22 protein-coding genes are annotated in these 26,477 nt (G+C 41.6%); 1 reads left to right on the top strand and 21 read right to left on the bottom strand.

All coding sequences use genetic code 11. The features are described 5' to 3' along the window. The first annotated feature begins 175 nt into the window (after window positions 1-175). Window positions 176-1,012, top strand: coding sequence for a mechanosensitive ion channel family protein (locus LX92_RS13060; RefSeq protein WP_109651295.1), 837 nt, complete (start codon window positions 176-178; stop codon window positions 1,010-1,012). Here LX92_RS13060 and tsaB read toward each other — a convergent pair. The 21 genes from tsaB to sov all read right to left on the bottom strand — a co-directional run bounded on the left by tsaB (window position 1,009) and on the right by sov (window position 26,474). Then, window positions 1,009-1,683, bottom strand: a complete 675-nt coding sequence (tsaB, locus tag LX92_RS13055) for a tRNA (adenosine(37)-N6)-threonylcarbamoyltransferase complex dimerization subunit type 1 TsaB (RefSeq protein ID WP_109651293.1) — start codon at window positions 1,681-1,683, stop codon at window positions 1,009-1,011. The two genes, LX92_RS13060 and tsaB, sit on opposite strands and share 4 nt — an antisense overlap. 87 nt (window positions 1,684-1,770) lie before the next feature. Beyond that, window positions 1,771-3,120 (bottom strand): TolC family protein, encoded by a 1,350-nt coding sequence (locus tag LX92_RS13050; protein WP_109651291.1) that lies wholly within the window; start codon window positions 3,118-3,120, stop codon window positions 1,771-1,773. A gap of 163 nt (window positions 3,121-3,283) precedes the next feature. Continuing rightward, window positions 3,284-4,438 (bottom strand): efflux RND transporter periplasmic adaptor subunit, encoded by a 1,155-nt coding sequence (locus tag LX92_RS13045; RefSeq protein ID WP_109651289.1) that lies wholly within the window; start codon window positions 4,436-4,438, stop codon window positions 3,284-3,286. Window positions 4,439-4,479: 41 nt separating this feature from the next. Next, window positions 4,480-5,742, bottom strand: coding sequence for an ABC transporter permease (locus LX92_RS13040; RefSeq protein ID WP_109651286.1), 1,263 nt, complete (start codon window positions 5,740-5,742; stop codon window positions 4,480-4,482). Between the two features lies 1 nt (window position 5,743). Continuing rightward, window positions 5,744-6,973 (bottom strand): ABC transporter permease, encoded by a 1,230-nt coding sequence (locus LX92_RS13035; protein ID WP_109651284.1) that lies wholly within the window; start codon window positions 6,971-6,973, stop codon window positions 5,744-5,746. After that, the gene (locus tag LX92_RS13030; RefSeq protein WP_109651282.1) at window positions 6,966-7,667 is read right to left on the bottom strand and encodes an ABC transporter ATP-binding protein; all 702 of its coding nucleotides are present in this window, start codon (window positions 7,665-7,667) and stop codon (window positions 6,966-6,968) included. Before LX92_RS13030 ends, LX92_RS13035 begins: the two co-directional genes overlap by 8 nt. 171 nt (window positions 7,668-7,838) lie before the next feature. After that, on the bottom strand, window positions 7,839-8,951 hold the full coding sequence (locus LX92_RS13025; RefSeq protein WP_109651280.1) for an efflux RND transporter periplasmic adaptor subunit: 1,113 nt from the start codon (window positions 8,949-8,951) through the stop codon (window positions 7,839-7,841). A gap of 28 nt (window positions 8,952-8,979) precedes the next feature. Next, a complete protein-coding gene (locus LX92_RS13020) occupies window positions 8,980-10,236 on the bottom strand; it encodes an ABC transporter permease (protein ID WP_109651277.1) in 1,257 nt (418 codons plus the stop codon). Between the two features lie 30 nt (window positions 10,237-10,266). Further along, the gene (locus LX92_RS13015) at window positions 10,267-11,517 is read right to left on the bottom strand and encodes an ABC transporter permease (RefSeq protein WP_109651276.1); all 1,251 of its coding nucleotides are present in this window, start codon (window positions 11,515-11,517) and stop codon (window positions 10,267-10,269) included. Window positions 11,518-11,629: 112 nt separating this feature from the next. Further along, window positions 11,630-11,845, bottom strand: a complete 216-nt coding sequence (locus tag LX92_RS13010) for a hypothetical protein (protein WP_109651274.1) — start codon at window positions 11,843-11,845, stop codon at window positions 11,630-11,632. 2 nt (window positions 11,846-11,847) lie between these two features. Further along, complete coding sequence (locus tag LX92_RS13005) at window positions 11,848-12,378, bottom strand: DUF420 domain-containing protein (protein ID WP_109651272.1); 531 nt, start codon at window positions 12,376-12,378, stop codon at window positions 11,848-11,850. A gap of 5 nt (window positions 12,379-12,383) precedes the next feature. Then, a complete protein-coding gene (locus tag LX92_RS13000; RefSeq protein WP_109651270.1) occupies window positions 12,384-13,109 on the bottom strand; it encodes an SCO family protein in 726 nt (241 codons plus the stop codon). Between the two features lie 137 nt (window positions 13,110-13,246). After that, a complete protein-coding gene (locus LX92_RS12995; protein ID WP_109651268.1) occupies window positions 13,247-13,882 on the bottom strand; it encodes a hypothetical protein in 636 nt (211 codons plus the stop codon). A gap of 116 nt (window positions 13,883-13,998) precedes the next feature. Further along, a complete protein-coding gene (locus tag LX92_RS12990) occupies window positions 13,999-14,385 on the bottom strand; it encodes a cytochrome C oxidase subunit IV family protein (RefSeq protein ID WP_109651265.1) in 387 nt (128 codons plus the stop codon). A gap of 61 nt (window positions 14,386-14,446) precedes the next feature. Next, window positions 14,447-15,421, bottom strand: coding sequence for a cytochrome c oxidase subunit 3 (locus LX92_RS12985; protein ID WP_109651263.1), 975 nt, complete (start codon window positions 15,419-15,421; stop codon window positions 14,447-14,449). Between the two features lie 98 nt (window positions 15,422-15,519). Further along, window positions 15,520-16,101, bottom strand: a complete 582-nt coding sequence (locus LX92_RS12980) for a cytochrome c oxidase subunit 3 (protein WP_109651261.1) — start codon at window positions 16,099-16,101, stop codon at window positions 15,520-15,522. Between the two features lie 83 nt (window positions 16,102-16,184). Continuing rightward, window positions 16,185-17,102, bottom strand: a complete 918-nt coding sequence (gene cyoE / locus LX92_RS12975) for a heme o synthase (protein ID WP_394340345.1) — start codon at window positions 17,100-17,102, stop codon at window positions 16,185-16,187. Between the two features lie 408 nt (window positions 17,103-17,510). Continuing rightward, on the bottom strand, window positions 17,511-18,230 hold the full coding sequence (locus tag LX92_RS12970; protein WP_109651257.1) for an energy transducer TonB: 720 nt from the start codon (window positions 18,228-18,230) through the stop codon (window positions 17,511-17,513). Window positions 18,231-18,290: 60 nt separating this feature from the next. Further along, window positions 18,291-18,683, bottom strand: a complete 393-nt coding sequence (locus LX92_RS12965; protein ID WP_146197831.1) for a VanZ family protein — start codon at window positions 18,681-18,683, stop codon at window positions 18,291-18,293. After that, window positions 18,676-19,056: a glycine cleavage system protein GcvH gene (gcvH, locus tag LX92_RS12960; RefSeq protein ID WP_109651252.1), complete on the bottom strand. Its 381-nt coding sequence runs from the start codon at window positions 19,054-19,056 to the stop codon at window positions 18,676-18,678. Before gcvH ends, LX92_RS12965 begins: the two co-directional genes overlap by 8 nt. A 221-nt stretch (window positions 19,057-19,277) precedes the next feature. Next, window positions 19,278-26,474: a T9SS outer membrane translocon Sov/SprA gene (gene sov / locus LX92_RS12955; protein WP_109651250.1), complete on the bottom strand. Its 7,197-nt coding sequence runs from the start codon at window positions 26,472-26,474 to the stop codon at window positions 19,278-19,280. Between the last annotated feature and the right edge of the window lie 3 nt (window positions 26,475-26,477).

Raw genomic sequence — 26,477 nt, 5'->3', positions numbered from 1 at the left:
GCTTGAATCGAATACCAAAGCGTCCTTTTCGGGCGCTTTTTTTGTGGTATACGTTATCGATCCCTTGCCAAGGATTGCACCATTGCCCTATCCCTTCAAGATTAACAATTGTTTAGTGCTTATAATTTGACAGGGGAATGGAATTTTATTTTTTTTGCACAAAAATCAATAGCACGTGAATATACTTAACGATTACGAAGAAAGCATTACCAAAGCCCAGGAATGGCTGTGGGAAATCCTTCCAGGACTGGTCACTTCCCTAGTTACTGCCTTCCTCATTTTAATAGTGGGACTATGGCTCATTAGATTAATCAACAGAATGGTCAGGAAGTTCTTCCTTAAAGCGGATTACGACCCCTCCCTGGAAACGTTCCTGCAAAGTTTTATCAGCATTGGCCTGAAAATAATGCTTTTCGTTTTGGTGATTACCCAATTGGGTGTACACTCCTCTTCGTTAGTCGCTATTATTGGTGCGGGCGGACTGGCCATTGGATTGGCCCTACAGGGTTCCCTGGCCAATTTTGCAGGCGGGGTACTTATCCTTGTCTTTAAACCCTTTAAGGTAGGTGATTTCATCTCCGCCCAGGGTATCGATGGCACAGTTAGGGAAATCACTATTTTCACCACTAAATTAAGCACCTTTGGCAATCAAATCGCCATAATTCCCAACGGACAATTATCCAACAACAACATCATTAATTATAACGCCCAAAATACCAGAAGGGATAAAATAACGGTGGGCATAGGATATGACTCCAACATAAAACAAGCAAAAGATATTTTACTTGAGATCTGCGCAGAAAACAAGGATATTCTAGAAGATCCCGCGCCGGAAGTATATGTTGAGGCATTGGCCGACAGCTCCGTTAACCTCTCCCTGCGCTTTTGGGCAGAAAACGACGTATTCTGGGCAGCGCATTTCCATGTTATGGAAGAATTGAAAAATAGGTTTGATGCGGCTGGAATAGAAATCCCCTTTCCACAAAGGGTTATACACCAAGGGAAGTCCTAGGACTTTTTGCGTTGCATCATGAAATCCTTTAGATAATAAGGTTCAAAATAGGCTACATCCTCAAATTCCTTATCCTGATACTTCCTAAAGGACAAAATCCCCATCTCACGAGCAGAGGGGACAACCACTGTATTGTAGGTCACATTTTCATGCTCGATTACCCCCATACATTTCTCAGCCCCACTCCCCAATAAAAGCACCTTACCTTTACTTGCGTATTCTTGGAAGGATTCCCCATCAATGATTTCCGCTTTCGTCCCTCGCACTTCCTTCAAATCCCCATCAAAAACCGTGGAATACACTTCCATTCTTCGGGCATCCAATAAAGGCACGATAAAATCAAATTCGGAAGCCTTGGCCTGTTCGGCCATACTTCGAAGGGTAGGCACCGAAATCAACGGCAGATCCAAGGCATAGCACAACCCCTTGGCCGCCGACACCCCAATACGCAATCCCGTATACGATCCAGGACCTTTGCTGACAGCAACGGCATCAAGATCATTCTTGTCCAAGGAGGCTTCCCGCAAGACCTCTTCAACAAAGACATGCAATTGTTCGGAATGGGAAAAATTAGGCGTATTGTGTTCTTTAATCGCTACTACGTCCCCATCTTTCGCTATGGAAACAGAGCAATTCGTCGTAGCCGTCTCTAAATTCAGAATTAAAGCCATAGCCTGCAAAGATAGACCATCTCTATAAAAGCAAAAAGGCCCAATACGTAAATTCGCAATGGACCTCCTTATAAGGTATAAAAGAGTCTAATTCAATGCAATCGGGATACCAAAATAGAATTCAAGGATTTTCAACTTAAAGATATAGGCATACTTGGATCGTACCACATCGGCTTCGGCATTATCGACTCGGGATTGCGCCTGACTGTATTCAAAGGAATTCATCAACCCCACATCAAAACGTTCCCTGGCATAGTCATAGGCCAATCTTCTAGCCTCCAAGGTTTTTTTCGCAGCCTCATAGGCCTTGTAATATGTGGTGACATCAACATAAACCTGGTTTATGGTCGTCTCAAGATCTAATTTATCCTGTTCGAACTGTAGTTTCGATTTCTCCAAACTGATCTTAGAACGACTCACGTTATTTCGTGTACTCCATCCGTTAAAAATAGGAATATTCAATTGCGCCCCATAAGAGATCCCATCGAAAATCCATAATTGATCCTTAAATCCTGGCGTATATGGAACCCCGTTACTATCAGGAATTGCCGTTACATCGGAATATCTTGTCCCGTACTGTAAGAACCCCGACAAGGTTGGAGCGTAGGCCCCTTTGGCAATTTCTAAATCCTTTTCTGCAAGCTCAACATTGGACTTGGAGAATTTAATATCGTTCCGGAACTCCAACGCCTTGGCAAATATGGTCTTGGGAGTATTATTCAAAATCTCGGAAGGAGGGATCTCGAAGGTCTCATCGGCCACATCAAAATTTTCATAATCGGTTATCTGTAAAAGCTGGGCAAGGTTGATCCTGGATATGAGTACCAGACTCTCATTATTCACGATTTGCTGTTCCTGATTGGCCGCTGTAGCCTCAATCTCCAACAAATCCCCTTTGGCCACCACCCCGGATTCGACCAACTCCTTGGTCCGCTTCAAATCCTGTACGGTAACGGCATATTGTGCCTTTGCCACTTTTAAGGCTTCCTTGTTGGATAATATTTGAAGATAGGCATTGGCCACGTTCAATCGAATATCATCCTTTAAGTTATCCAAACGGTATTGACTTGAAAGGGCCGACAATTTTGCCCTGTTCAATCTTTTGATGTTTTGTAATCCGTCAAATAATGTAATATTGGAACTAATACCCCCACTCCAGTTGTTGGCAGTACTACTGGTAGGCTCGTTATTGGTTGGGTTAAATGAGAAACCCGTATTACTTGAAAATGATGTGGATGCATTTAAACTTGGCAACAAACCACCCAAGGCATCCTTTTCATCGATCTTAACATTTTCCAGATCCAACTCATACTGTTCTACGGTCAAATTGTTTTCTACAGCATAGGAAACACATTCTTCCAAGGTCCACTTTTTTTGCTGGGCCGTTGCCCATCCAATGGTAAATACCAGGAGTATTGCTGTTAGTTTAAATTTCATACGATTAAATTTTTGTAATTAAATGAAAATAAGTTGATTAAAGAACCAAGAATGTCCAAAACCACTCCCGTTCCCTCATTAAAAACTTTAAACCGCTTCTTTTGTGAAGTCATATTTAAAATTTCTTAGTACCCGTTTCATTTTTTGATTATTGATTGATGATTTATTCCTCACTATCCTCGGAACCTTCCTCGCCCTCTTCCTCTCCTTTTTTGATAGGCTCGGTTTTGTTCCATTGTTTAACTTCGTCGTCTTGGGTAATACCGGATACGATTTCAACGTTTACCCCGTCGGAAATCCCTATTTCAATATCCTTACGCTCAAATTTTTGATCCTCCACATTTCCTACCGCAACTTCCACATAGGGTTTATCCGTTTTCTTATCAAATTGCAATAGTGCTTCCGGTATGACCATAACACTATCTTTCTTTTCCAAGATCATCGATGCATTGGCACTATAACCCGCACGGATGAAAACATCGTCATCCACCTCGACATCCCCTTCTATCTTGAACTGTACGGCTCCGGTTTCCTCGATTCCCTTAGGGGCAATAAATCGTAGTTTGGCATCCAATTCCTTTCCTTCAACAGCTCCAAGGCTTATTTTCAAAGCGGTTCCCAATTTCAGTTTCCCTACCTCACCCTCATCGACCTTGCCCTCGAAGATCATTTTGGTCAAATCGGCAATGGTGGCAATGGTGGTACCATCATTGAAGTTGTTACTTTGGATGACCTGATCTCCTTCCTCTACAGGAATTTCGAGAATAGTCCCATCTACCGTTGCCCTAATATTCGTATTTGCAGTTGCTGACCCTCCGGCAGAACCCCTTTTAATGATTTGGTAATCACTTTGGGCATTGCTTAACTCCTGTTTGGCTTGATCATACTGCAATTGCAGGTTGTTAAAATCTTGACTCGATATAACCCCCTTATCGAATAAGGCTTTATTCCTATTGTATTCAATGGTTACATTGTTCAACGCCAATTCGGCATTTCGCACTCGGCCGCGAGCTTGGTTCAACGACTGTTCGTTAGGCACTACCTTTATCCTGGCGATTAAGTCCCCCGATTTTACTTTAGCCCCTTCTTCCATGAAGATCTTCTCGATTATCCCTGAAATCTGTGGTTTGATCTCGATTTCGTCTTCAGGAACAACCTTTCCAGTAGCCACTGTTTTCTTTTCAATATTGGCAATGAACGGTTTCATGGTTTCATAGGTAACCGCAGATTTACTGTTGGATTTTATAAAAAATGCCGCAGCCCAAAGCGCTCCTAGCACCAAAAGTCCAATCAACGAATATTTTAAAATTTTGTTCATTTTAATAGATGTTTATTTATATACTGGTTTGTTGTTTGTTTTTATTCTTCGCGCAATGCATCAATTGGTTTTATACTTACCGCCCGATGTGCCGGTATAAGCCCTATCAGTGTTCCCAATACCACCATGATGGCCAAGGCCCCCAAAACATAAGGAATAGGCACGGTCGGATTGGTATATGGGAAATCGACATCTTTCGTCATATTGTTGATTAGGCTCAATACCCCCGCCCCGAGGATGACCCCAATAATTCCCGCCAAAACGGTCAAGAATACGGACTCGAGTATGATCTGTGATTTTACCTCTTTGGGTGTGGCCCCAAGCGCCCGTCTTACGCCCAACTCCTTGGTTCTTTCCTTAACCGATATCAGAAGGATATTACCAATACCAATTACACCCGCCAAAATGGTAGCGATTCCCACAATCAGGGACACAAAGGTCAACCCCTTGGCAAAACCGGAAATCTTGGTGAACATTTCCCCTAGGTTGAACGAACCAAACGCCCTTTCATCCTCTGGGTCGACCCTATGGATACTTTTCAAGATCGACTTTACATCCTTCTCAACCTGCACAACGTCTGCATCATCATAAGCGGCAATACACATATACCCGATATTATCCCCCGAATTATACAATTTCCTGTATGTGGAAAAGGGTATAAAAATGTCGCCATCATTATCAAAACTGACACCCTGGGCCATTTTATGCACACCGATTACTTGAAAATACACACTACCGATTCGAATGTACTGACCAACCGGATTTTCATCTTTTTCGAATAACTCCTGCAGATTCCGTTCCCCTATCACACAAACCTTCCGGGCCTGTCTGATATCCTCATCATTAATAAACCTACCACCGTCGAATATTTTCTTGGTAGCGATCTTGGTATACACCGGATAATCCCCATTTATGGTATACGTTCCTGATTTTTGACCGCGAACCGTATAAACCGGATCGGAACCAAAGTTGCCCAATGTTATTCGTGGTGCTATATATTGTATTTCAGGAATCCTGTTTTGCAATTCGGTCACATTGTCCAACTTCAATTGCATTTGCCTACCGGTTTTAAAACCATCATAAGGTTTACTTGTACTCTGCCCCCATACGAACATACTGTTCATTGACACCGTTTTGAACACCTTCTCAAAACCATTGTCCATTCCCTTTGCAGCACCTGAAAGGCCTATGTAGACAAAGATTCCCCATAGTACCCCAATCATAGTGATGATTGTTCTGGTCTTATTTTTTCCAATAGAACCAAAAATTTCCTGCCATGTATTTTTATCGAATAAGAATCCCATATCAATCGTCTCTTAATGCCACTATTGGTTTAATCCTTGCAGCACGTCTGGCTGGTATATACCCGGCTATCGCACCACATACGATCAATAGAACCGTTGCAAAGATTGCCAACCCTAAATTTATATACGGATTGGTAATAAAATAATCCTTCAATTTTTCACCCATAGAGCTTAAAATCGCCATCCCCAGAACCATTCCAAACACCCCTGAAATAGTGGTTATGAAAGTTGATTCCAGTAATATTGAGCCAACCACAGCCCGGGGGGTTGCCCCTAGGGCCTTCCTGATTCCCAATTCCTTGGTTCGTTCCTTGACCACGAATACCATGATGTTACTGATTCCTATGATACCGGCCAAAATGGTTCCAAATGCTATGGCTCCTCCGATAATCGCCAAAACACCTGCAAATTGCTGATTCTGCTCATATTGATCCATTACGTTTCGAATATAGATTCCATTCTGGTCCTTTGGACTTATATACTTCTTTTCCCTAAGGAAATTATTGAGGCTTTTATCAAAGGCCATGGCCCCGGCATATCCGATTTCTGGTTTGAACCCAACCACAATTCGGTCGACCTTGTCCGTATTCTTTTCTATCAATTGCCTTGTGGTGTACGGGATGTATATCCTGCGTTCCTCATCATCACCCCCATCATCCTGAAATACACCGATAACCTTAAAAACACTACCTGAAACATCAATGTATTTGGCTATTGCATCCTCGCTCCCAAACAAATCCTTCTCAACCAACCTACCGATTACCGCATATTTGGCCTTCTTCTTTACATCCTCGAAATTCAAATAACGGCCCTTCATCATAATGGTCTTCTCTGCAAATTGATATGACTCACTTACGGCCCTGGTTGTATAATTATTGGATTCATTATTGTATTTCACAAGCCCGCTCCGATCGATTCTCGGGGACACATATTGGACGAACATCGAGAAATTCTTTTTTATATCGACTAAATCACTATTGTCAAATTCGATCTGTCGGTTTGATTTATAGCCCTTATACGGCATGGATGTACGCCCTGGAAAAATAAAGAAGGTATTGGTCGAGTCATCATTGAAAAACTCATCGAAAGTGTTTTGGAGTCCGTTGGTCAAACCAACCAAAGAAACGAATATCAGAATACCCAAGGCTACGGTAAATCCCGACAAGAACGTACGTAATTTGTTCTTTTGTATCGTTTCGAATATTTCCTTCCAGCTATCCCTACTAAACATATTGTGAAGCTCTTACCTGGGTGACTTTTTCATCCTTTTCGATAACGCCGTCCTTTAAATGAATAATCCGTTTGCACATATGGGCTATATCATCTTCATGGGTCACCACCAAAATCGTGTTCCCTTGGTCATTTATTTTTTGGATAAGGTCCATCACCTCATATGAAGTGGTACTATCCAAGGCACCGGTAGGCTCATCAGCCAATAGCACCTTAGGTTCCGCTGCCATGGCCCGGGCAATGGCAACACGTTGTTTTTGTCCTCCGGAAAGTTCACTGGGCAAATGGTGTGCCCACTCCTTTAAACCCACCTGTTCCAAATACTTCATCGCCCTTTCCTGACGCTCCTTTCTTGGGATCTTTTGATAATATAGGGGTAAGGCCACATTCTCCATGGCACTTTTATAATTGATCAAGTTGAACGACTGAAAGATGAATCCCAAAAACTTATTGCGATATTTGGCGGCTTTGGTTTCATTGAGATTCTTAATCGGTACGCCATCCAAGGTATAATCCCCCGAATCGGCTTCATCCAACATACCCAGGATATTCAGCAAGGTTGATTTACCTGAACCCGAAGACCCCATGATTGCCACTAATTCACCTGCTTCTGCCGTAAAATTTATTCCTTTCAGTACGTGAAGGGAATTACTTCCCATTTTATAGGATTTATGAAGATCTTTTATTTCAATCATGTCGGTTTGTTTGTTGTTTGGAATTATCTAGAATAGAATCCAACAATAGGACACCTAAGTTGTTAAAATGTTACAACAATAACTCCAAATATTATGTTAAAAAAACTCAAACGGATGCCTATGGACCTTCAAACGATTTTCCACTCCCGTTTATATTCAAAATACATCGTGTTAATTGGCAAATTCATCGGGTTTCACCTCATTCCATACCTTGATCTTATCGCCTTCCGAAATCCCGGATTTGATCTCGACAAAAATTCCATCACTAATGCCCAATTCAATATCCTTGCGCTCAAAATCCTGTTCGCCCTTTTCAATTTCAACAAAAGGTTTCTTGGTATCGACATCAAACTGCACCAAAGCTTCCTTGACGGCCAAGACACTATCGGCCCTTCCAAGAATAATCGAGGCATTGGCACTAAGACCGGCCCTAATGAATACGGTATCTTGTTTACTAAGGGTTCCCTTGATTTCAAATTGGATGGCACCATTCTCTTCCTTCCCTTTAGGCGCAATATAATCCAAAACCGCATCAAACACCTTATTTTCAATGGCTCCCACCGTAATCTCCAAGGGGAGGTCCTCCTTGATCTTGCCCACCTCCGACTCATCGACCTTACCTTCGAAAATCATTTTTTCAACATCCGCGATGGCTGCGATGGTCGTACCTTCATTAAAGTTATTGCTTTCAATCACTTGATTGCCCACTTCAACGGGTACATCCAGGACCATACCACTAACGGTTGCCCGGATCATGGTATTGGCTGCATTGCCATAACCACTGGTAGTACCTGTTTTTACAATATCATAACGTTTATTGGCAGCCCTATAAGACTGTTGTGCCTGATCAAAAGTAACCTGGGCCCTCTCCAAATCTACTTTAGAAATCACTCCTTTATCAAAAAGACTTTTTTGGCGATCCAAATTTCGTTTTTGATCATCAAGGGAAATCCGGGCCTCATCAATATTGTTCCTTGCATCAATTAAAGCATTTAAGTTTGGCACTACCTTGATCCGGGCCAAAAGGTCACCGGACTTAACATAATCACCCCCTTCTACGAAAACCTCTTCGATGACTCCCGAAATATTAGGTTTTATGAGTACTTCCTCCAAGGGAAGAATACTACCCGTTGCGACAGTTTTTTTAATGATGTTTTTCTTGCTTGGTGTTTCGGTTTCATACACCACGGGATCTTCAGCATTCTTATGGTATAAGTAATACATAGCCCCACCGAATAAAACGATGATAAGCACTAAAATAATTCTTGTAACCGACTTTTTCATTTTTTATTATTTTTCAGTTTGATTGATGTTACTCTATTCGTAATGCCTCAATAGGCCGGATCTTAATGGCTTTGTTTGCGGGGATAAACCCAGCCAATAGCCCTGCTATCACCAAAATGCCCATTGCTATTAAAACCACACCCAGACTTACACTTGGATTTAAAAACATATTGACGGGCCCAACCGAATCCAAAACGGCATTGATACTATAGATGGTGAAGGAACCAAATATGATACCCACCATCCCGGATACAATGGTCAGAAAAATAGACTCCATCAATATTTGTAGTTTGATTGACCATGGGTTTTCCCCTAGAGCGCGACGAATACCTATTTCCTTCGTACGCTCCTTGATGACGATCAACATGATATTACTGACCCCAATAACACCGGAAATAAGCACTAATACACCCACAAAGTAAGCGATAAAACTTATGGCACCAAAGAGGCTTTCTACGCGATTATACTGTTCATAAAGGTCAAAATACCCAATGGCCCGCTCATCATCCGGGTGTACTTTTCTGCTTTCCTTTACCGTTTTCAATATCGTCTTGTTCAGTTGACTTATCGATTTTCCATCCTCAGCCGTTATGGCCATCCACCCTACATTATCGGCCCGGTTATAAGCTTGTGAGAATGTCGTAAATGGCATATAAATTTGGCGCTCACTGTCCTCACCCCCACCATTACTCGATTTTTCCTTATAAATTCCAACAACCATAAAATTGATACCACTTATTTTTACATACGTACCTATAACCTCTTCATCGGTATCATAAAGATCTTTTCTGATGCCGTTTCCAATAACAACCACCTTTCGTTTCTCATTGATATCCTTATGGTTTAAAAAACGCCCTTTTGAAGTGAATATGGAATTCTGCTCTATGATTTCCGGATAGTCGCCAAACACGCGATATTGTCCGCCTTCCGTGCCCCGAATCACATTATCGCCATCTGACCTCCCCATACTATTTCTTGGGGATACAATCCGTAGGCCGGGTACATTGCGACGAATCAAATCGACATCCTCTAATTTAAAACTAAACTCCCTACCCTCTGGAAGCCCTTGATAAGCCATTGAGGTCTTCTCTGACCACATAAACAATGTATTGGTGGCCACCCCATTGAATTCTTGTCGAATACCATTTTCGAGGCCTTTACCCGCAGCAAGTAAGATGATCAAAATAAAAATACCCCACCCCACCCCAAATGCGGTCGCTACGGTTCTGAGCACATTGCTTGAGAGCACCTCCATTATTTCTTTCCAACGATCTTTACTGAACATTTAATTTCCTAGATTAAGGTAATGGCATTATTATTCATCGCGTAAGGCTTCAATAACCTGAACTTTAACCGCCTTCCATGCAGGGAAAAACCCCGCTAAGGAACCAGCGACCATAAGCAATAAAACGGTTGAAACCGCTACATTGAAATTAACTGATGGATTTAATATATAATCGACCTCGACATATGGACCAACAATCTCCAACAGTCCCATACTAAAGATCAATCCAGCGAAACCCGATATTGCCGTTACAAATATTGCCTCGTGCATTATCATTCCTATAATCGACCATGGTTTTGCCCCCAATGCCTTTCGTATTCCTATTTCGCGTGTACGTTCTTTAACGACAATCAACATGATATTGCTAACACTTACCACCCCCGCTACAATCGTAAAAAAACCTATTACCCAGAAAAACAACTTAATACCCCCCATTAATTGATAAAAACGCTCTGCATCCTGAATAGGGTTCCAAATATAAATGGCACGGTCATCTTCAGGCGCAACAACATGGGCCTGCTTTAAATAGGTCAACAGTCTTGCCGTAAAATCATTGTTCTTTTGAACGGTAGCTTCAAATGATTCCATTTCCGGAAGCATAAAGTTCAGATTACTGATCTTGTCCGAACCACTAAATGCAAGTTGGGCAGTGGAAATAGGAATGAAAATACGTTCCTCCTCACCTTCCTCCTCGCCGTATTCGCCAAATACACCTACTATTTTAAAACCCGCACCTGAAATGGAAATGTATTCCCCAATAGGTGTATCCAAATGACCAAAAACCTCCCTCTTGATCTTATTACTAATGACAGCAACCTTTGCGTTCTCCTGAACATCGATCTCATTGATATACCTTCCTGCGGATAGAAACTCATTTTCAATGCGCTGTAAATCACCATTGGTACCTACCACATCATATACCAATAGATCATTATTATAGACCACTTTGACATTGCTTGGGAAATAGAGGATGGATGCTTTTTCATAATCACCATCAAACATAGCTTGTACGGTTTGATAGTTTTCGTTACGCAATTGAACACGCCTACCTGGATTAAGACCTTTATACTCAATTGTCGTACGACCAGGCCATACCCATATACTCGTCACGGCATCACCTTTAAATTCCTCTGAGATACCATTTTGCATGCCTTGTCCAAAACCCAATAAAATAACGAGGATAAAAATACCGGATGCCACGGATAGACCGGTCAAGAACGTCCGTAATTTATTTTTACGGATGGTATCAAAGATTTCTTGCCACCTTTCGATGTCGAACATAGGGTTGATTTTGATTGATGGATACAATAATCAATATTGTACTACCATAAGACTACAAAACCCGCCAAATGTTACAGTAAGACCTTAAATAAATCATAAAAAAAGAAACCGATCATGTTTTCATTTTTCTGTAAACGAAATAGAAAACACCTGCGACCAGGATATACGGTATGGCCATTAAATAAACAATCCCATTGTTTATTCCCTCAGCAGCCGACGTATTGCCTTCGCTTTCAAGAACCGCCCTACACATGGCACATTGGGCCTCCATGTTCAGAGGAACCATAAGAAAAACAAGGATCAGGAGTAAGATAAGTTTTGTTTTCATTGCTACACATAATAAGGTGAAATCATCAAATAAACCACAACCCCGGTAATCGCCACATACAGCCAAATGGGAAAGGTGATCCTTGCCAACGCCCTGTGGGCCTCAAACTTCTTCAAATAAGCCCTGGCATACGTTCTTAAAACCAATGGTATGATTACGATGGACAAAATAATATGGGTAATCAATATGAAATAATACACATATCGTATAGGCCCTTCCCCACCAAAGGTCGTGGAATCGGAGGTCATGTGATAAGCGATGTACATTACCAAAAACAGGAGTGAAAGCACAATACAGAAGGTCATCAATTTTTGATGAAGTTCCCTTTTTCCATTTTTAATGGCCCAAACGGCAATGATCAGGACAAGGGCCGTAAGTCCGTTTATTGAAGCATAAATAGGAGGTAAAAAAGACAATGGCTCCACATTCGGGATTTTCACCCCAAACAATACCGCAACCACAACCGGAACGGCTATGGAGACCACAGTTATCAACTTATTGAATTTTTTCTCCCTTATATCGACTGAATCCATGTCAATTATTCCTTTAAAAGTTTCTGAATATCCTCCTTTAAAATGGATATCTGTTCTTTCTCACCCTGACTATTCTCACCTTGATCCTCGGTTATGGTACCTCGATAATAAATAATCGGGTTCCCAAAACCATCCACCCTGGAGCGCAAGAACCCTTTCTTATCGACAAGAGCGAATAGACCTGCGTGCTCAAAACCACCGGGGGCATCGGACATCTCTGAAACAAAAATATTGAATCCTTTATTGGCCAACTCATAAATGGCATCTTGATCACCTGTCAACAAGTGCCAATCCAAATTGGTAATACCATGTTTTTCGGCATACGCCTTCAAAACCATAGGGGTATCATATTCAGGGGTAATCGTAAAAGAGGCTACCCCAAAGTTTTGTGCTGTTTTAAACTCCTCCTGAATGTCGACCAAATTCTTGGTCATTATGGGGCATATTGACGGACAGGAAGTGAAAAAGAACTCGACCACATATACTTTGCCTAAATAATCCTTATCCGTGATGACCAAACTGTCTTGATCCATAAACTCGAATGCCGGTACGCGTCTTTTTTTGCCATTCAAATAAAGGTATGCCAATTCAGCCCTGTTATCCTTTAGGTTTATACGATCGTTCTCCACGACCGTACCCGACCCTATTCGATCCACGATCCTGGGAACAAAGATGATACCAAAGACCAAGATCACCAAGGATACCCAAACATAGGTGTATTTGTTTTTCATACTTTTTACTTTTATCACTTAGCATCGGCAAAACCAAACCTATCACTATTCGCTACGGACAGACCACTTTTTCACCCTAAAGGGCATTAAAAGGGTTGTTTGGATTTTAGCAACACTGCATAAGGTCCAATGTTTTATTATAGATTTTTACGTTCGGCATTATTCTTTTTTAAAGCCAACCGGTATTCTGCCAAGATAATTTTCACATCATCCTCCATCTTATTGTTCAAATCGGCAACCGAAGTGGCATCAAAACCAAATTTAGTCCCTTCATCCTCATCATTGGTCCTTCCGCGAAGATTCCTATCCTTATCAACAATAAAAACATAAGGGGTGGCCATATTGCCATCCAAGGTCAAATCTGTTTTCAATGCATCGAACAACGCCTGTATCTGTTCCTTATCCCCATAAACGAAGTTCCATTTAACGACATCGGCCAAATTACCCAATTCGGATTTAAGGGCCTCCACCTTACTTTCACTACCCTTGGGCACTACCATTACGAACTGAAAGTCATTGAATTCATAGAACCTTTTATAAATTTTCTGGTTTAGATTGAACGCAACGCCTTTTTTGTTTTCCAAATCACTGCCCAAAAACCCCAATATCGTAATCTTATCCTGAAGGAGGATATTTGCATCAACGTCTGTGATGTCAGGTATATTTTCCGTGAGAACAGGAAGCTTTCCGAAATTATTAATGCCCGAGGCAAAAAAGAGATAAGCCACGATTGGCAGGATAAACAATACTACTAAAACAACGGTCTTTTTCATTCTGGAAATGTTGCCCTTTTACGGCAAACGAATATAAGATGCTGAATTCATTCCAGCATATACAAAAATAAAAAAGACGGTCTTTAAACCGTCTTTTAATTTGTTAATTATATCTCTTAGTTGAAGTCCCAGGTCATAAAGCCATCCTGAATAACATTGTGGATGTAATTCCCTTCTACCAAAAGGATAAACACCAGATAGGCGACCAAAAATACCGGGGTCCAAACAATAGCCCTTCGCAACGAGCTTTTTTCATCCCGTAAATGCATAAAGTCCCATGCGATATAATAAGCCTTTACCAAGGTTAGAATAATGAATATCCAGTTCAATACTTTCATCCCCAACACATGGTTATGTGTAAGTACTGTCGGCTTGGAAATACCCAAGGCAACCTCAATTCCCGTAACTATGGTTAAAAACACAAGGACTCCCCAAATCTTTTGGGTATTCGACTTGAATTTTAAAAGTCCCCTGAAAATCTCCAATTTATGTGCGTGTGCCATGTTAATTCTATCTATTAAATTTTAAATCATTCCTTAAAAAGTCACCTAAAACCAATCCAGGTTAAACCAAATAAAAGAAAGTAAATACAAATACCCAAACCAAATCCACAAAATGCCAATAGAGTCCGACTTTCTCGACCATTTCGTAATGACCTCTTTTTTCATAGGTACCCAAAGCCACATTAAAGAAGATAATGAGATTGAACATCACCCCCGAAAAAACGTGAAAACCGTGGAATCCTGTTATAAAGAAAAAGAAATCCGCAAATAACCGGCTCCCATACTCATTGTGTATAAGATTGGCACCTTCTACAACCTGGGTTGCATTTTGAAGTTTCGCCAAGGATTCCTGCCTCGACAATACCTGCTTTACACCTTCTTCAGTAATAACTTCGGTACGTACAAGAATATTGCTATTGGCCTTAAAACCTTCCAAAACCTCATTTACCGAATAACTGGGCTGGTATCCTTCATCGTAGAACCATATTCCATTTTTATTCTCGTGTACAACCCTTTCGTCAGGTAGGGTCATGGCAAAATCAGCCAATGCGGCCCTTTCACCTGTATCAGCATTCACAAATTGTAAAATACGTCCTCCCTTGGTTTCCACTGCACCATAATCACCACTTATGAAAGTAGCCCATTCCCAGGCTTGGGAGCCTACGAAAATCGCACCCCCGATAATGGTCAGGAACATATACCAAATTACACTGTTCTTTTTCATTTTATGACCCGCATCAACGGCAAGAACCATTGTCACAGAGGACATAATCAATACAAATGTCATAAATGCGACATAGTACATGGGGTAGTTGCCATGAAAGAAAGGCACGTGAGTAAACACCTCATCGGCAATCGGCCAAGTTTCAATAAACTTAAACCTTGAAAAACCATATGCGGCCAAAAAACCGGAAAATGTCAAAGCATCGGAAAGAATAAAGAACCACATCATCAATTTTCCGTAGCTCGCTCCTAAGGGACGGTTACCACCCCCCCAAACGTTTTCTTCCACACCCGTTGTTACCGTAGAATCCATAAATTAGTCAGTTATCTTACAATTAGAATTTTCACAAAAATACATTTTTTCATAAGATACAAAAGTCTAAGACCAAGAAATCAAAAAAAAATGGACTTTTAATCGACCAAAATCATGAAAGAGAGTAGGTAGACCCATAGAAGATCAAGAAAGTGCCAAAATGTGGCCCCCAATGACAACCCTAGGTATTCCTGGGACGAATACTTCCCTTTTTTCTGATTGAACAGCACTACCAACAAAGAAATGATACCTGCCACGACATGCACGACATGGACTGCTGCAATAAGGAAAATGTAGGACATTTTAATACTACTTGTGGGTCCGGTGAAATAATAGCCTTGGGCCACCATTTCCGAAAAACCCTTAAACTGCAGAGCAATAAAGACCAACCCCAACAATAAAGTAAGGAACAACCAATTTGTACACGCCTTAACCGCATCCTTACGTATGGCCTTCTTTGCCAACATATATGTAACACTACTTAGAACAATGATTACCGTACTAAAATAAAAAGCAGATGGCATCTCTATATTGTCAAGCCAATCCTCCCGCTTACTACTTACAATATAAGCACTGGTCCAACCGGCAAAAGCCATGAGCAAACTCACGATTCCGAACCATAGCATCATTTTTTTTGACCTATCATTCTTTTCCTTTTGGGTTCCTTGCGTTAAATCCATAAAATCCTATTCATAAAAATTTATTACTAAAAAGTCGATCTTTCCCTATTTACCACACGGTAACAATTAGTGATTCCATACCCTTAAAAAAGGGCCGGAATATATTTATCCAATACATACACCACTTGCATAAAGGTGATATAGGTTACGCTGGCCAGCATTAATTTCCTTGCGGATACATTATCCCTTTTCTCATACAACCTAAATGCAAAGAAAAGCATTACACCCCCCATAATGAATATTATTACGGCTGCGGGAATGGACAATTGCAAGCGACCTGTGATCCCCAATACCGGAACGACGGATATGACCATCATCCATATGGTGTACATAATTATCTGTAGGGCCGTACCCTTGTCTTTCTTACCTGTAGGAAGCATCTTGAATCCCCCTTTTTTATAATCGTCATCCAACATCCAAGCCAATGCCCAAAAATGTGGGAATTGCCAAAAGAACTGAATCATGAACAAGGTACCCGGTTCAATACCAAATTCATTGGAAGCCGCCACCCAACCCAACATAAAGGGAATAGCGCCTGGAAAAGCACCAACGAATACCGACAGCGGGGTCATGGTTTTTAGGGGGGTATAGACACTGGTATACAAAAAGATGGAAATCGCACCGAACATGGCCGTCTTGGGATTCAGGAAATATAAGGATACAACCCCAAGAACCGTCAACACAACCGCAATGGTCATTCCTTGGTTAACCGACATCCTTCCTGAGGGTATTGGCCTGTTCATGGTCCGCTTCATCAAAGCATCCAGGTCCTTTTCGATAATCTGATTATAGGCATTGGAAGCCCCTACCATACAATAGCCTCCAAAGGCAAGTAACAATAAGGATACAAAACTGATTTCATCAGCACCCAACAAATAGCCGGCAAGGGAAGAAAAAACGACACTGACCGCCAGTCTTACTTTTGTAATTTCCTTAAAATCAGCAAACCTCATAGACCATGAGGTACTTTTTGCTGGTTTAATCACGGTCTTCATTATCATTTTTATCAAAACGCAAATATAATCGTAGTAAGCAAGGTGTGCAACGAAATACCAAGGTTTATGATTTCTTCCAACCACGTCCCCACATCCTTTACAACACACTATTTATCAACACCATACAACCCAAACAACCCCACAAAGGAGTTCCCAAACATTTTATGGTCCCTAAAATGATGTTCATCCAAAGACTTATAACCAAGTAGAACCGCCCACCCCAATTTACAAGTCCCAATTAGGGAATTTCAATCTTACAATCCCCTGTAAACAAACGAAAAAACAGAAGATTATCCTCAAATCAAATCTGGGTCCATAAAAAAATCCTGAGCCAAGGCCCAGGATTCTGTACATTAAATATGAAGTCATTCCTATACTACTGACACATATTCAGTAAGTGTATAGCAATGTCAATTATTGCAATCTAAAGGTAATAGGAATACTAAAAGGTACCCTTACAGCCCTACCCCTTTGTTTCCCTGGAGTCATTTTAGGAAGCTTGGAAATAATCCTAGCTGCTTCTTTCTCCAAGTTCTTATCTGGTCCACGCATTCTAACGCCTCCGATACTACCATCTTTCTGGATAACGAACATTACGTTAACCCGACCTTGAACACCCATTTCTTGGGCGATTTCAGGGTAACGGAAGTTTTTGGCGATATGCTTTTGCATTTTTGCCTGGAAACAATCACGCATGGCTTTTGCCCCTTTTCCTTTTTCCCCTTCACAACCTGGAAAAATTGGCACATCCTCGATTACTGCGAAAGGCACATCGATATCTTCTTCCACCTCTTCTACTTCAACATCCTCAACTTCAACAATCTCTTCTTCCTGACTGGTCTCTGTAGATTCGATAACGGTTTCCTCAACTTCTACCTCATCCTCAACAATCTCGATAATTTCAGGTGCTGCTGGTGGCGGTGGAGGTGGTGGAGTCTTAATTTGCTCAGTCATCGGAACCTCTTCGTCCAACATATCCTCAACATTCATGGAGACATCATACTCATTACTCTTCTCATAGGTCTTCCATTCCAATCCCCTCCAAACCAAAAACATCACAACGGCCAGTCCTATAACGAAATAGGTGCCGCTATTTCTTCTTAAATCCGCTTTTGGGTTCTTTTTTAATTCCATATTTAATTTTTTAATGTTCGCTAATTTAACTAAATAATTGACAAAAAAACAAGTAATACTTTATTTTAACCCTCTTTGGCCGTAAAATTGGGACAAAATGATAATGAAACCCACGGCCACACCCGTACTATTTGCCATCGCATCGAACACATCGCCAGACCTCTTCACTGTCAATGTACCCTGAATAACTTCAATAACCATACCAAAAACAACAAGTAAAAGAGCCAATTTTATGATTTTAACCAAAGTTTTGGCCCAAGGGTTATTCAATGATAAAAAATACAGTGATCCCAAAATAACCGCTACAAAATAAAATGTAAAATGCACGATTTTATCTGCGTAAGGAATACTGAACGTCGGCAAATCATCCCCCTCAAACGAATATAAGCTGGAAAAGGTGACAAACACCATCCAGCCTATAAACAAAATTGCGAATAAGTGCCTTTTATGCACTAATCAATGCTTTATAGTCTACATCACTTAGTAAACTATCAATTTCTGCAGCATCACTTATCTTAACCTTGATCATCCAACCTTCCCCATAAGGATCTGTATTGACGTTCTCTGGGGCATCTTCCAAGCCTTCATTAAACTCAATGATCTCCCCGGACAAGGGCAAGAACAAATCGGAAACGGTCTTAACGGCTTCTACCGAACCGAAAACCTCATCCTTATCCATGGTTTCATCAACGGTCTCAACCTCTACATAAACGATATCCCCCAGTTCTCCTTGGGCGAAGTCCGTAATTCCAACGGTAGCGACATCGCCATCCATCCTTACCCATTCATGGTCTTTGGTGTATTTTAAATCTGAAGGTATATTCATTATATGAATTTTTATTATTAACAAAACAAATGTAAATGATTCCTAAAAGGTATTCAAAAAAATCAATTACAAGTTTTACCTACCTACAGTTAGAACGGTATGCAAAAAGCCTATTTCCTTTTTGAACCTTACGATCAACACCCTTTAAGAAGGTGTTTAGAGAAAAACGTCATGCGGGCATCGCTTTTTTACAGGCAAGACCACTTAGCATGGACAACCCCTTAATTACCGAAATTATATTTGATCGTGAACCCGGTATTGATCGTTGTCTGCGGGAATGCTGTGGAAACCGCGAATTTGGAGAACGAATGATCATAAAAGAACAAAGCATTCAAATTTTTACTCAAGGCATAATCAGCGGTAAATTTGAGTGAAAATAAATTTTGTCCGGAAGTTATCTGATTGTTATCGATATCCAGATTTCGGATGATCGTAATATTATCGCGAAGTGTAACATCCGTTTTAAGGTTTAAATCCCCCTTCAACCTTGTTTTATTACCTCCAATATTGGTCACGAATTTAACATCCTTGAATCGATAGCCCAAACCAACCGTATATTCCTTTCCATTGATCTCGGTCATCAGATTATTATCAAAACTCAAGGACAAGGCCCTATCGGTACGAATCTCCGCCAAGACACTTACTGAGTTCTTCATCTCAAAATCGACACGCACCAAGGGATTGAACTGATCGGTCAACACCAAATTGTTCAAAATAAGATCAGGCAACCTATCCCCTGTCTCAGCATCGAACTCGGTATTCTGTTTTTCAAGATTTGTCTGAAAGGAATTGATACTATAGGAAGCCCTATACCCATGGCTCAATGAAAAACGTTTGAATTTCTTTTTAAACCATTTGTTTCGCATCAATCCTGTAAACTTAATATTCCAATTTGGAATCGGAATCTGCCTAAAGGCATCCAAGTTCACACGGTTTACATCCTGACCCGTATAGGCGGCAAAGAAAGCTGGAAGCAGCACTTCTTGTTGGGTTTTTCCGTATCGTTGTGGAAATCCATCTTCATCCAAGGTTCCTGGCAATTCCCCTCGATCGGATACCAACCGATTGGCAATCGTGATCCGATTCTGCTTGAATGTTTCAAAAAGCTCTGAACTGAACTCATCGCTCTTACTGAATGCCGTTCCGATCATCATGGTCGAAATACTGAAATTACCGTATTCATTACCCAATTGGTTAATGTACTCATATTGCCCATTACCCAGATCACTCACTTCAAAATTCTCTTGATAGCTACTGGTATATTGTCGATCTGCCGAGAGATCTATGGTCAAATCTTTCAAGGGTTGTGCGGTAGCGGTTATATTCAATTGCTTATTGGTCCTTTTGATAAACTGCTCATTGAAGTCCGCAAAATTCGTCAGCCATCCATTCCGCGCCGCCTCATAGCGTACATCGGACTGACTACCGAAAACAAATCCTATCGTTGGACGGGCCGTTCCAATAAAACCAACGGACTGGGTATACCCTGGAAGTACCGTACCACTATTCTCATTATAATTTATGTTCAATCTTTTGACCATGGTAAGAATATCGACGGCGGTATTGAACAATGCCCCTGTTTTTTGCTTGGGTCCTTTTGTATCGGAAGCCACATTGCCCGCCTTATCCCTTCGTACCGGCCCTTGATTCGTGATTCCTTTTCCATCACGTTTTTTAAGTCCAATAAGATCATAAAACTTCTGCATTGCCAATGTTGCGGAAATGTTATGGGTACTTGCATTCTGAACCGTATTGATCGTTGTTTCATAACCTAGGGACTCGCTAGCAACCTCGGACAAGGCGTCCCCTCCACGTTGCCAATCAAAATTACTGGTATACGAATATTGGGCACTGATAAAATCCAAAGCCGGAATCTTATTAAAAGGAAGTTGGTAATTGAGTTGCATCTGTTGCGCATGCCTGTTGGGTTCCCCTAAATCCCAGAATCCGTCCCATAATCCCAAAGCTTGGTTGATTTCAGAATCCGGATTCCCTTCCTCCGTAAAATAATTACGAACGATATTATTGTTACTTGCCGTTAGATTGAGGCTTAAGGATTTCGAAAGACTGTAATTAATGGCGTACTGCCAATTGAACATATAATTACGTTGTTGAAGGAACGGCAGGTCCAACGCCTCTACGCCTTCCTCAAAGACATTTCGGAATTTCTGTTGGTTGAACTGTCGATTGATGTTCGAATTGACCGAAACACTGGCTGGCAGAAGATTGAAGTTCAAATCTTTCAACCACTGCCAATAGGCCCCTGTGAACAATGAATCCTTCTTGGCAAAAGGTGCCACCTCTACCGGTTTAAAACTATGATTATAGACAAAGCCCGTAACCACACTCTGATCTTGCATATTGGCAATCTCATAATCGCGATGCTCTGTTTCGTTATACGAATAATTAAAGGTGAAATTCTCAATATCATAGAAATTGGCATCGGCTTCCTCACCCCGATCCTTACGAACCCCGATCAAATTAATACTGGTTCGTTTCGTATAATCCTCTGCCTGTTCCAAAATCTTATCGGCAGCTTCCTCTGTGGTAGCGGCCGCAATCCGATCATCCAATTTTAAATCATCGTATACCGGATCAAACTCAGGAGTGATTATCTCTTCGGAAATACCATAATTGAAAGGAATCTGTACCCCCCATTTTTCAGGCAACAATTGACCTACATTGACATTGGTGACCAAGTCATAGGAAACGGCATCTTCACGAGACCTTTCATTCGGCGTTTGATCTATAGACCCAAAACCTGATGTACTCTTACTTCCTGTTGCCGAAACGTTCGCAAAGTCGGCAATATTCGCATCAACCGATGCTATGGCGGCCCAGCCCCCATCATTATCCAAACCTGCCAAACGCAATTCATTGAACCATACTTCCCCCCGGGCAGGAAGATCATCGATATTCTTTACACCGACCATCATATTCCTGATGCTTCCCAATGACGGGTTCCCTTTTATACCTATCCTTAATTTCCCTAAAGTCCTGGATGCAAATTCATCAACGGCAACTGCCTCGCTGCCCTCAATTTCATAAAACTGGAGTTCATTGAGGGGAACATCCGCTATATTGGCAATCCTCAAGGATTTTACTTTATTCAAATCGCTCAATATAACCTCCATCTCATTGGCATCCGGCCAAACATCCTCATCAAAGGATGCCCCGAAAGGCGTGAATTGCAAAGGCAATTCAATTTGATAGTAATTCTCTGAAAGATCGGTTCCTATTCGCAGGAACCCTACCAAAGGTGTATCATCATCAGAGTAATCTCCATCACCGATTTTTTCGGCATGCATATACATCTTCAGTTTTTCATATTGACGAATATCAATATTCAAACTTTTGAAAACCCCTCTCGAATCCTCAGATTGCAGATTTTCAACCTTGAAGGACAAGGATTGTTCATTTTGCCGTATAATGGTATTGTTATTGTTCAACTGTTCGCGCTCTACTCCTGGAGGCAAAACATAAGGAATTGGCGACCTAGAACTATTCTCTTCTATATTAACCGTATTCACATCGACGATAGTGCCATCATCCGAAGGGTCACTATCAATCAACTCATCCTGTAAGGTCTTTGTATATGTACGCCAATCGCCACGCACCAAATCCAAGGTAGCAAATCGGAGTACGACATCGCTACTGAAACCGGTAAGGTACATTCGCATAAAACTTATAGACCTGAAATCTGTAATTCCTCCGATTGCATCCGTAAAATCACTTAATGGAATCTTATATTGGATCCACCTACTATTTAACTGATTACCGTTGGGCAGGTCAGGCGTAAGTCCTTCATTAATATCGGTTACGTATTTATCATCTATACTCGTATTGGGCTTTATGGGAATGCGATATTCATAATAGCTATTGACCGTATTCATGGTCAAATCACGGTCCACATCCTCTACATCGGGCAATGTGGTTGAACCACGGTTGGTATCGGTAACCTGTACAGGGGAGTTACCATCGGGGTTATTGAAATTCAAATACCTTTCCAAAATACTTCCTTCCCGATTGAGGTAGTATTCATAATTATCCAACGCCGGGTCTTCCCCTGGACCATAAATGGCAGCTTCCGCCGTATCATCCAAGCCGTCGAAACCAACATCCTGCAACACGCGATTACTTTCATTGGCATCAAAGGCATACACCAAGGCTTGTGTTGCCGGAACAACACCCCAAGAAGGTTCGTAAATCAATCCATCATCATCTACCGGCAATCCATTTTCATATTGTTTTCTACCATCCTTTAATATGTCCTCTGAAATGTTCCCTAAGTTTATAACAAGTTCCCCTGGATCAGTTGCTATACCATCAACATAGGGGTCTAAAACCCAGAATTGCACAAACTCCACATTCGACTGTTCAAAGTCGGTGCTGCTTAATGAGCGCATGATACCAGCCCATTTATCATCGGGATTCTCAGTCTCAAAGTCCGAACTGGCATTATAAGGTCCTTTAATATTGGGGTAATACGCCAAATCCAAGGTACTTTGCACCGTCGTTTGCCCTTGGGCGATATCTGTCTGTGGAAAGACCTCATCCACGAACACCCTTCGGGTCGCATTGGTAGAGACATCATTATCGCTAACACTTGAAGGCCTTTGGTTGGTATAAAAAATCGGATCAATCGTATACCATGCCATTTTAGCCCGCCCATACCCATTGATTAGGTTCGCGGGGTCTTCTGGCGAACTACCCGAAAGTACTCCACCTGGCGCAAATTCCAATGGTGTACTGGCCAGTGACCAACCTAGTGAGGAACGGATATCTATTAACGCCTGGGCGCCTTCAAAATCATCCAAATAGGTTGTGGTCTCACCCTCAAAATCAGCATTTTTAGGAGAATTCGGCTTTAACCAAGCCACTTCACCCCGTACTGAAAGATTCGAGGGAACATCCGTATCTATATTAGGAAGTTTATTTGCCAAACGTGTCAAGAAGGGTACTTCCGTCGAGAAGTTACCGTTCAATCCGAAAATCGTGTTATTTACAGGTTCAACCCCATAGTTCGATTTTTGTGTTAAGGGCCTTTCGTTCAAGTTCAATAAGGTAGCCCCCAAGATAAAATTGTTGTTTACCTGATGCTCAACATTTATCCCCGTAAACCTTCTGGTCTGTTGCCCAAATACGGCATTGTTCTCCACCGAAATATTAATGGGGGTATCCGATGCTTCCAAACTAGGGTCCAAAATCTGTACCGTACCCGCCTGATAATTCACCGTGTAATCTATACCTTCCCGCAACGTCCGCCCTCCCGCCGTAACGGTCACAGAGCCTTGTGGCACATTAAATGCCCCTATTGAAATACCGTTACTGCCTTCCGACTTGTAGGTACCCTTCAATAAGAACTTGTTCTTAACCGGGTCCTGTAAGGCGGCTGCCTGGGTAAGCTCATACATTTCCCTAAAGACGTATTTTCCTTGATTCTCATTATAGGTCGTCTCATTATCGTAGTTTCCACCACCACCCAGTTGGTTGTACAAAAACTCCCCAAAGGGTTCTACTTTGGTGAAAATGATCCTTCCGTTTTGGGTATCTACGGTAAGACCTGACACAAAATCGAAAAAGCCATCACCACCGGGCTGTACGTCCTTATACGTATTAAGCCTATCAAAGTTGAACACTTCCAATAAAATCCTTTCCTCGAGAGGGCCATCTGCACTGGTTTCATCCGGCCATCCCGAACCAGGACCTTCGGCCACCGGTGTAATATAATTTCTTGGGGTGGGATCGGAATACAGGATATTCATTTTAAAATCATCCTCACTCAAACGATAGGCACCCGTTGCATAAATATTCTTCATCATCAAATCCCAAATGGGATCGGTGATATTGGTGATATTACTTTTCAGCAATTTCAAAACCAAGGTATTGTTGTTCACCACAGGATTCACACCCCCGGAAACCGTCGTGGCATCCAATCCGCCATTGGCGAATTCACCTACCTGGTACACTTCCCCGTTATAGGTATATTGATATGCAACCGCCAAAACCTCATCATTACTCAACCTTTGATTCAAGGAGATGTAACCCAATTGGGTATTGAATTGATAATCCCGATCCACTTCAAGTTTCCTGGCATTTTCCAAAATGGCATAATCAAAACCTTGATTAACTTGATATCCCGGTATATTGAAGCCCGATTCCACTGTGGCAATATCCCGTATTGACGCCGTCAATGCCCCTCCCGAACCAATGGTTGTGGGGTTAAAATCGTTGGCGTTATTTCTTGGCAAGGCATTACTTGGGTTATTGAAAAATCCTGCTGGATCACCGTTTGCGATACCAATCCTTGTTCTTTCTTCCCGTGATTCCCCCAAATCCTGAAGGGCCACGACGTTTCGCACATTTAAGGTCTGCTGACTCCTATTGGTTACCCATACTTCTAAACGGGTTATCTGCACCTGACTTTGAATGTACGGGTAATTGGCTAAGGCTCCATCATAAGCATCCCTAAAGTATTGGGCCAAGAAAAAGTGCCTATCCTCATCATAATCCAAGGCCGTAAGTGAAAATTCGTTGATCGTACCACCACCTTGGGCAACCACTGTATTATTTTGGGAACGTTGTTCCGAGAATACCGCTGTGACCTTGGTCTTGCCGAATTGCAATTGGGTCTTTACCCCAAACAGGCTTTGAGCACCCGTGATCAATGAACTATTAAGCGGCATATTTACGTTACCCACTTCTATTTTCTGAAGAATGTCATCCTCTGTCGGTGTATAGTCCAGTTTTACAATATTCTGGAAATCGAAAGTGGCCTCGGTATCGTAATTGGCCGTAACCTGAAGTCGTTCACCTATTTTACCCAACATACTCAAACTAATACGTTGGTCAAAATCAAAAGAAAGATTGGTACGGTTTCTTGGGGAAAGGGAAGGATTATCGTTTTTCTGCCAAATCACCCCTAAATCCATCGCAACAGAACCTTGGGGAATCACTTCGATGGTATTACCCCCAAAAACAGATTCGAAAAAGTTGTTATTGACGTAGAAATTGGGCAATAGGTTCTTTCTAGCATCCTCACTCCCTTCCTTCTTGCCGGAATAAGCATCATGTTTCTCCTTAAAATAATCCTTGATGCCCTCTTTACGAACCAGTTCATAATACTGGTCTGGGGTAAGGATAATAGGATAACCAATATTGAAGTCACCCACCTTCTCGGAATAGATATACCTATCAAGATTGGGATCATAATTATACTTGGAAATAATGCTCTCCGGATTATCCATTTTTAACCTCCCCAAGGAAAAACCGGATTTCACAGAGTCTTGCACTTGCTCAGTATCACTATCGCCCTCAGTTTCTTGTGCGTAGGATTCCTCAATGCACCCGAGTAAAAAAGCGTATAGGAATATAAGCTTAAATGAAAATTTAAGAATTTTTTTTGCCCCTTTTTTCAAACT

The sequence above is a fragment of the Maribacter polysiphoniae genome (genome assembly GCF_003148665.1).
Classification (GTDB): Bacteria; Bacteroidota; Bacteroidia; order Flavobacteriales; family Flavobacteriaceae; genus Maribacter_A; species Maribacter_A polysiphoniae.
This window is presented reverse-complemented; position numbering and strand designations above follow the sequence as displayed.

Bases quoted from the DNA above. Each gene is read 5' to 3' on its own strand.
- LX92_RS13010 (WP_109651274.1), bottom strand. From the start codon at position 11,845: ATGAAAACAAAACTTATCTTACTCCTGATCCTTGTTTTTCTTATGGTT.
- LX92_RS13035 (WP_109651284.1), bottom strand. From the start codon at position 6,973: ATGTTTAGTAGGGATAGCTGGAAGGAAATATTCGAAACGATACAAAAG.
- LX92_RS12990 (WP_109651265.1), bottom strand. From the start codon at position 14,385: ATGGCACACGCACATAAATTGGAGATTTTCAGGGGACTTTTAAAATTC.
- LX92_RS12970 (WP_109651257.1), bottom strand. From the start codon at position 18,230: ATGGAATTAAAAAAGAACCCAAAAGCGGATTTAAGAAGAAATAGCGGC.
- LX92_RS13030 (WP_109651282.1), bottom strand. From the start codon at position 7,667: ATGATTGAAATAAAAGATCTTCATAAATCCTATAAAATGGGAAGTAAT.
- tsaB (WP_109651293.1), bottom strand. From the start codon at position 1,683: ATGGCTTTAATTCTGAATTTAGAGACGGCTACGACGAATTGCTCTGTT.
- gcvH (WP_109651252.1), bottom strand. From the start codon at position 19,056: ATGAATATACCTTCAGATTTAAAATACACCAAAGACCATGAATGGGTA.
- LX92_RS13015 (WP_109651276.1), bottom strand. From the start codon at position 11,517: ATGTTCGACATCGAAAGGTGGCAAGAAATCTTTGATACCATCCGTAAA.
- LX92_RS12980 (WP_109651261.1), bottom strand. From the start codon at position 16,101: ATGGATTTAACGCAAGGAACCCAAAAGGAAAAGAATGATAGGTCAAAA.
- LX92_RS13000 (WP_109651270.1), bottom strand. From the start codon at position 13,109: ATGAAAAACAAATACACCTATGTTTGGGTATCCTTGGTGATCTTGGTC.
- LX92_RS12985 (WP_109651263.1), bottom strand. From the start codon at position 15,421: ATGGATTCTACGGTAACAACGGGTGTGGAAGAAAACGTTTGGGGGGGT.
- LX92_RS13050 (WP_109651291.1), bottom strand. From the start codon at position 3,120: ATGAAATTTAAACTAACAGCAATACTCCTGGTATTTACCATTGGATGG.
- LX92_RS13040 (WP_109651286.1), bottom strand. From the start codon at position 5,742: ATGGGATTCTTATTCGATAAAAATACATGGCAGGAAATTTTTGGTTCT.
- LX92_RS13045 (WP_109651289.1), bottom strand. From the start codon at position 4,438: ATGAACAAAATTTTAAAATATTCGTTGATTGGACTTTTGGTGCTAGGA.
- cyoE (WP_394340345.1), bottom strand. From the start codon at position 17,102: ATGATAATGAAGACCGTGATTAAACCAGCAAAAAGTACCTCATGGTCT.
- LX92_RS12995 (WP_109651268.1), bottom strand. From the start codon at position 13,882: ATGAAAAAGACCGTTGTTTTAGTAGTATTGTTTATCCTGCCAATCGTG.
- LX92_RS13005 (WP_109651272.1), bottom strand. From the start codon at position 12,378: ATGGATTCAGTCGATATAAGGGAGAAAAAATTCAATAAGTTGATAACT.
- LX92_RS13025 (WP_109651280.1), bottom strand. From the start codon at position 8,951: ATGAAAAAGTCGGTTACAAGAATTATTTTAGTGCTTATCATCGTTTTA.
- LX92_RS13020 (WP_109651277.1), bottom strand. From the start codon at position 10,236: ATGTTCAGTAAAGATCGTTGGAAAGAAATAATGGAGGTGCTCTCAAGC.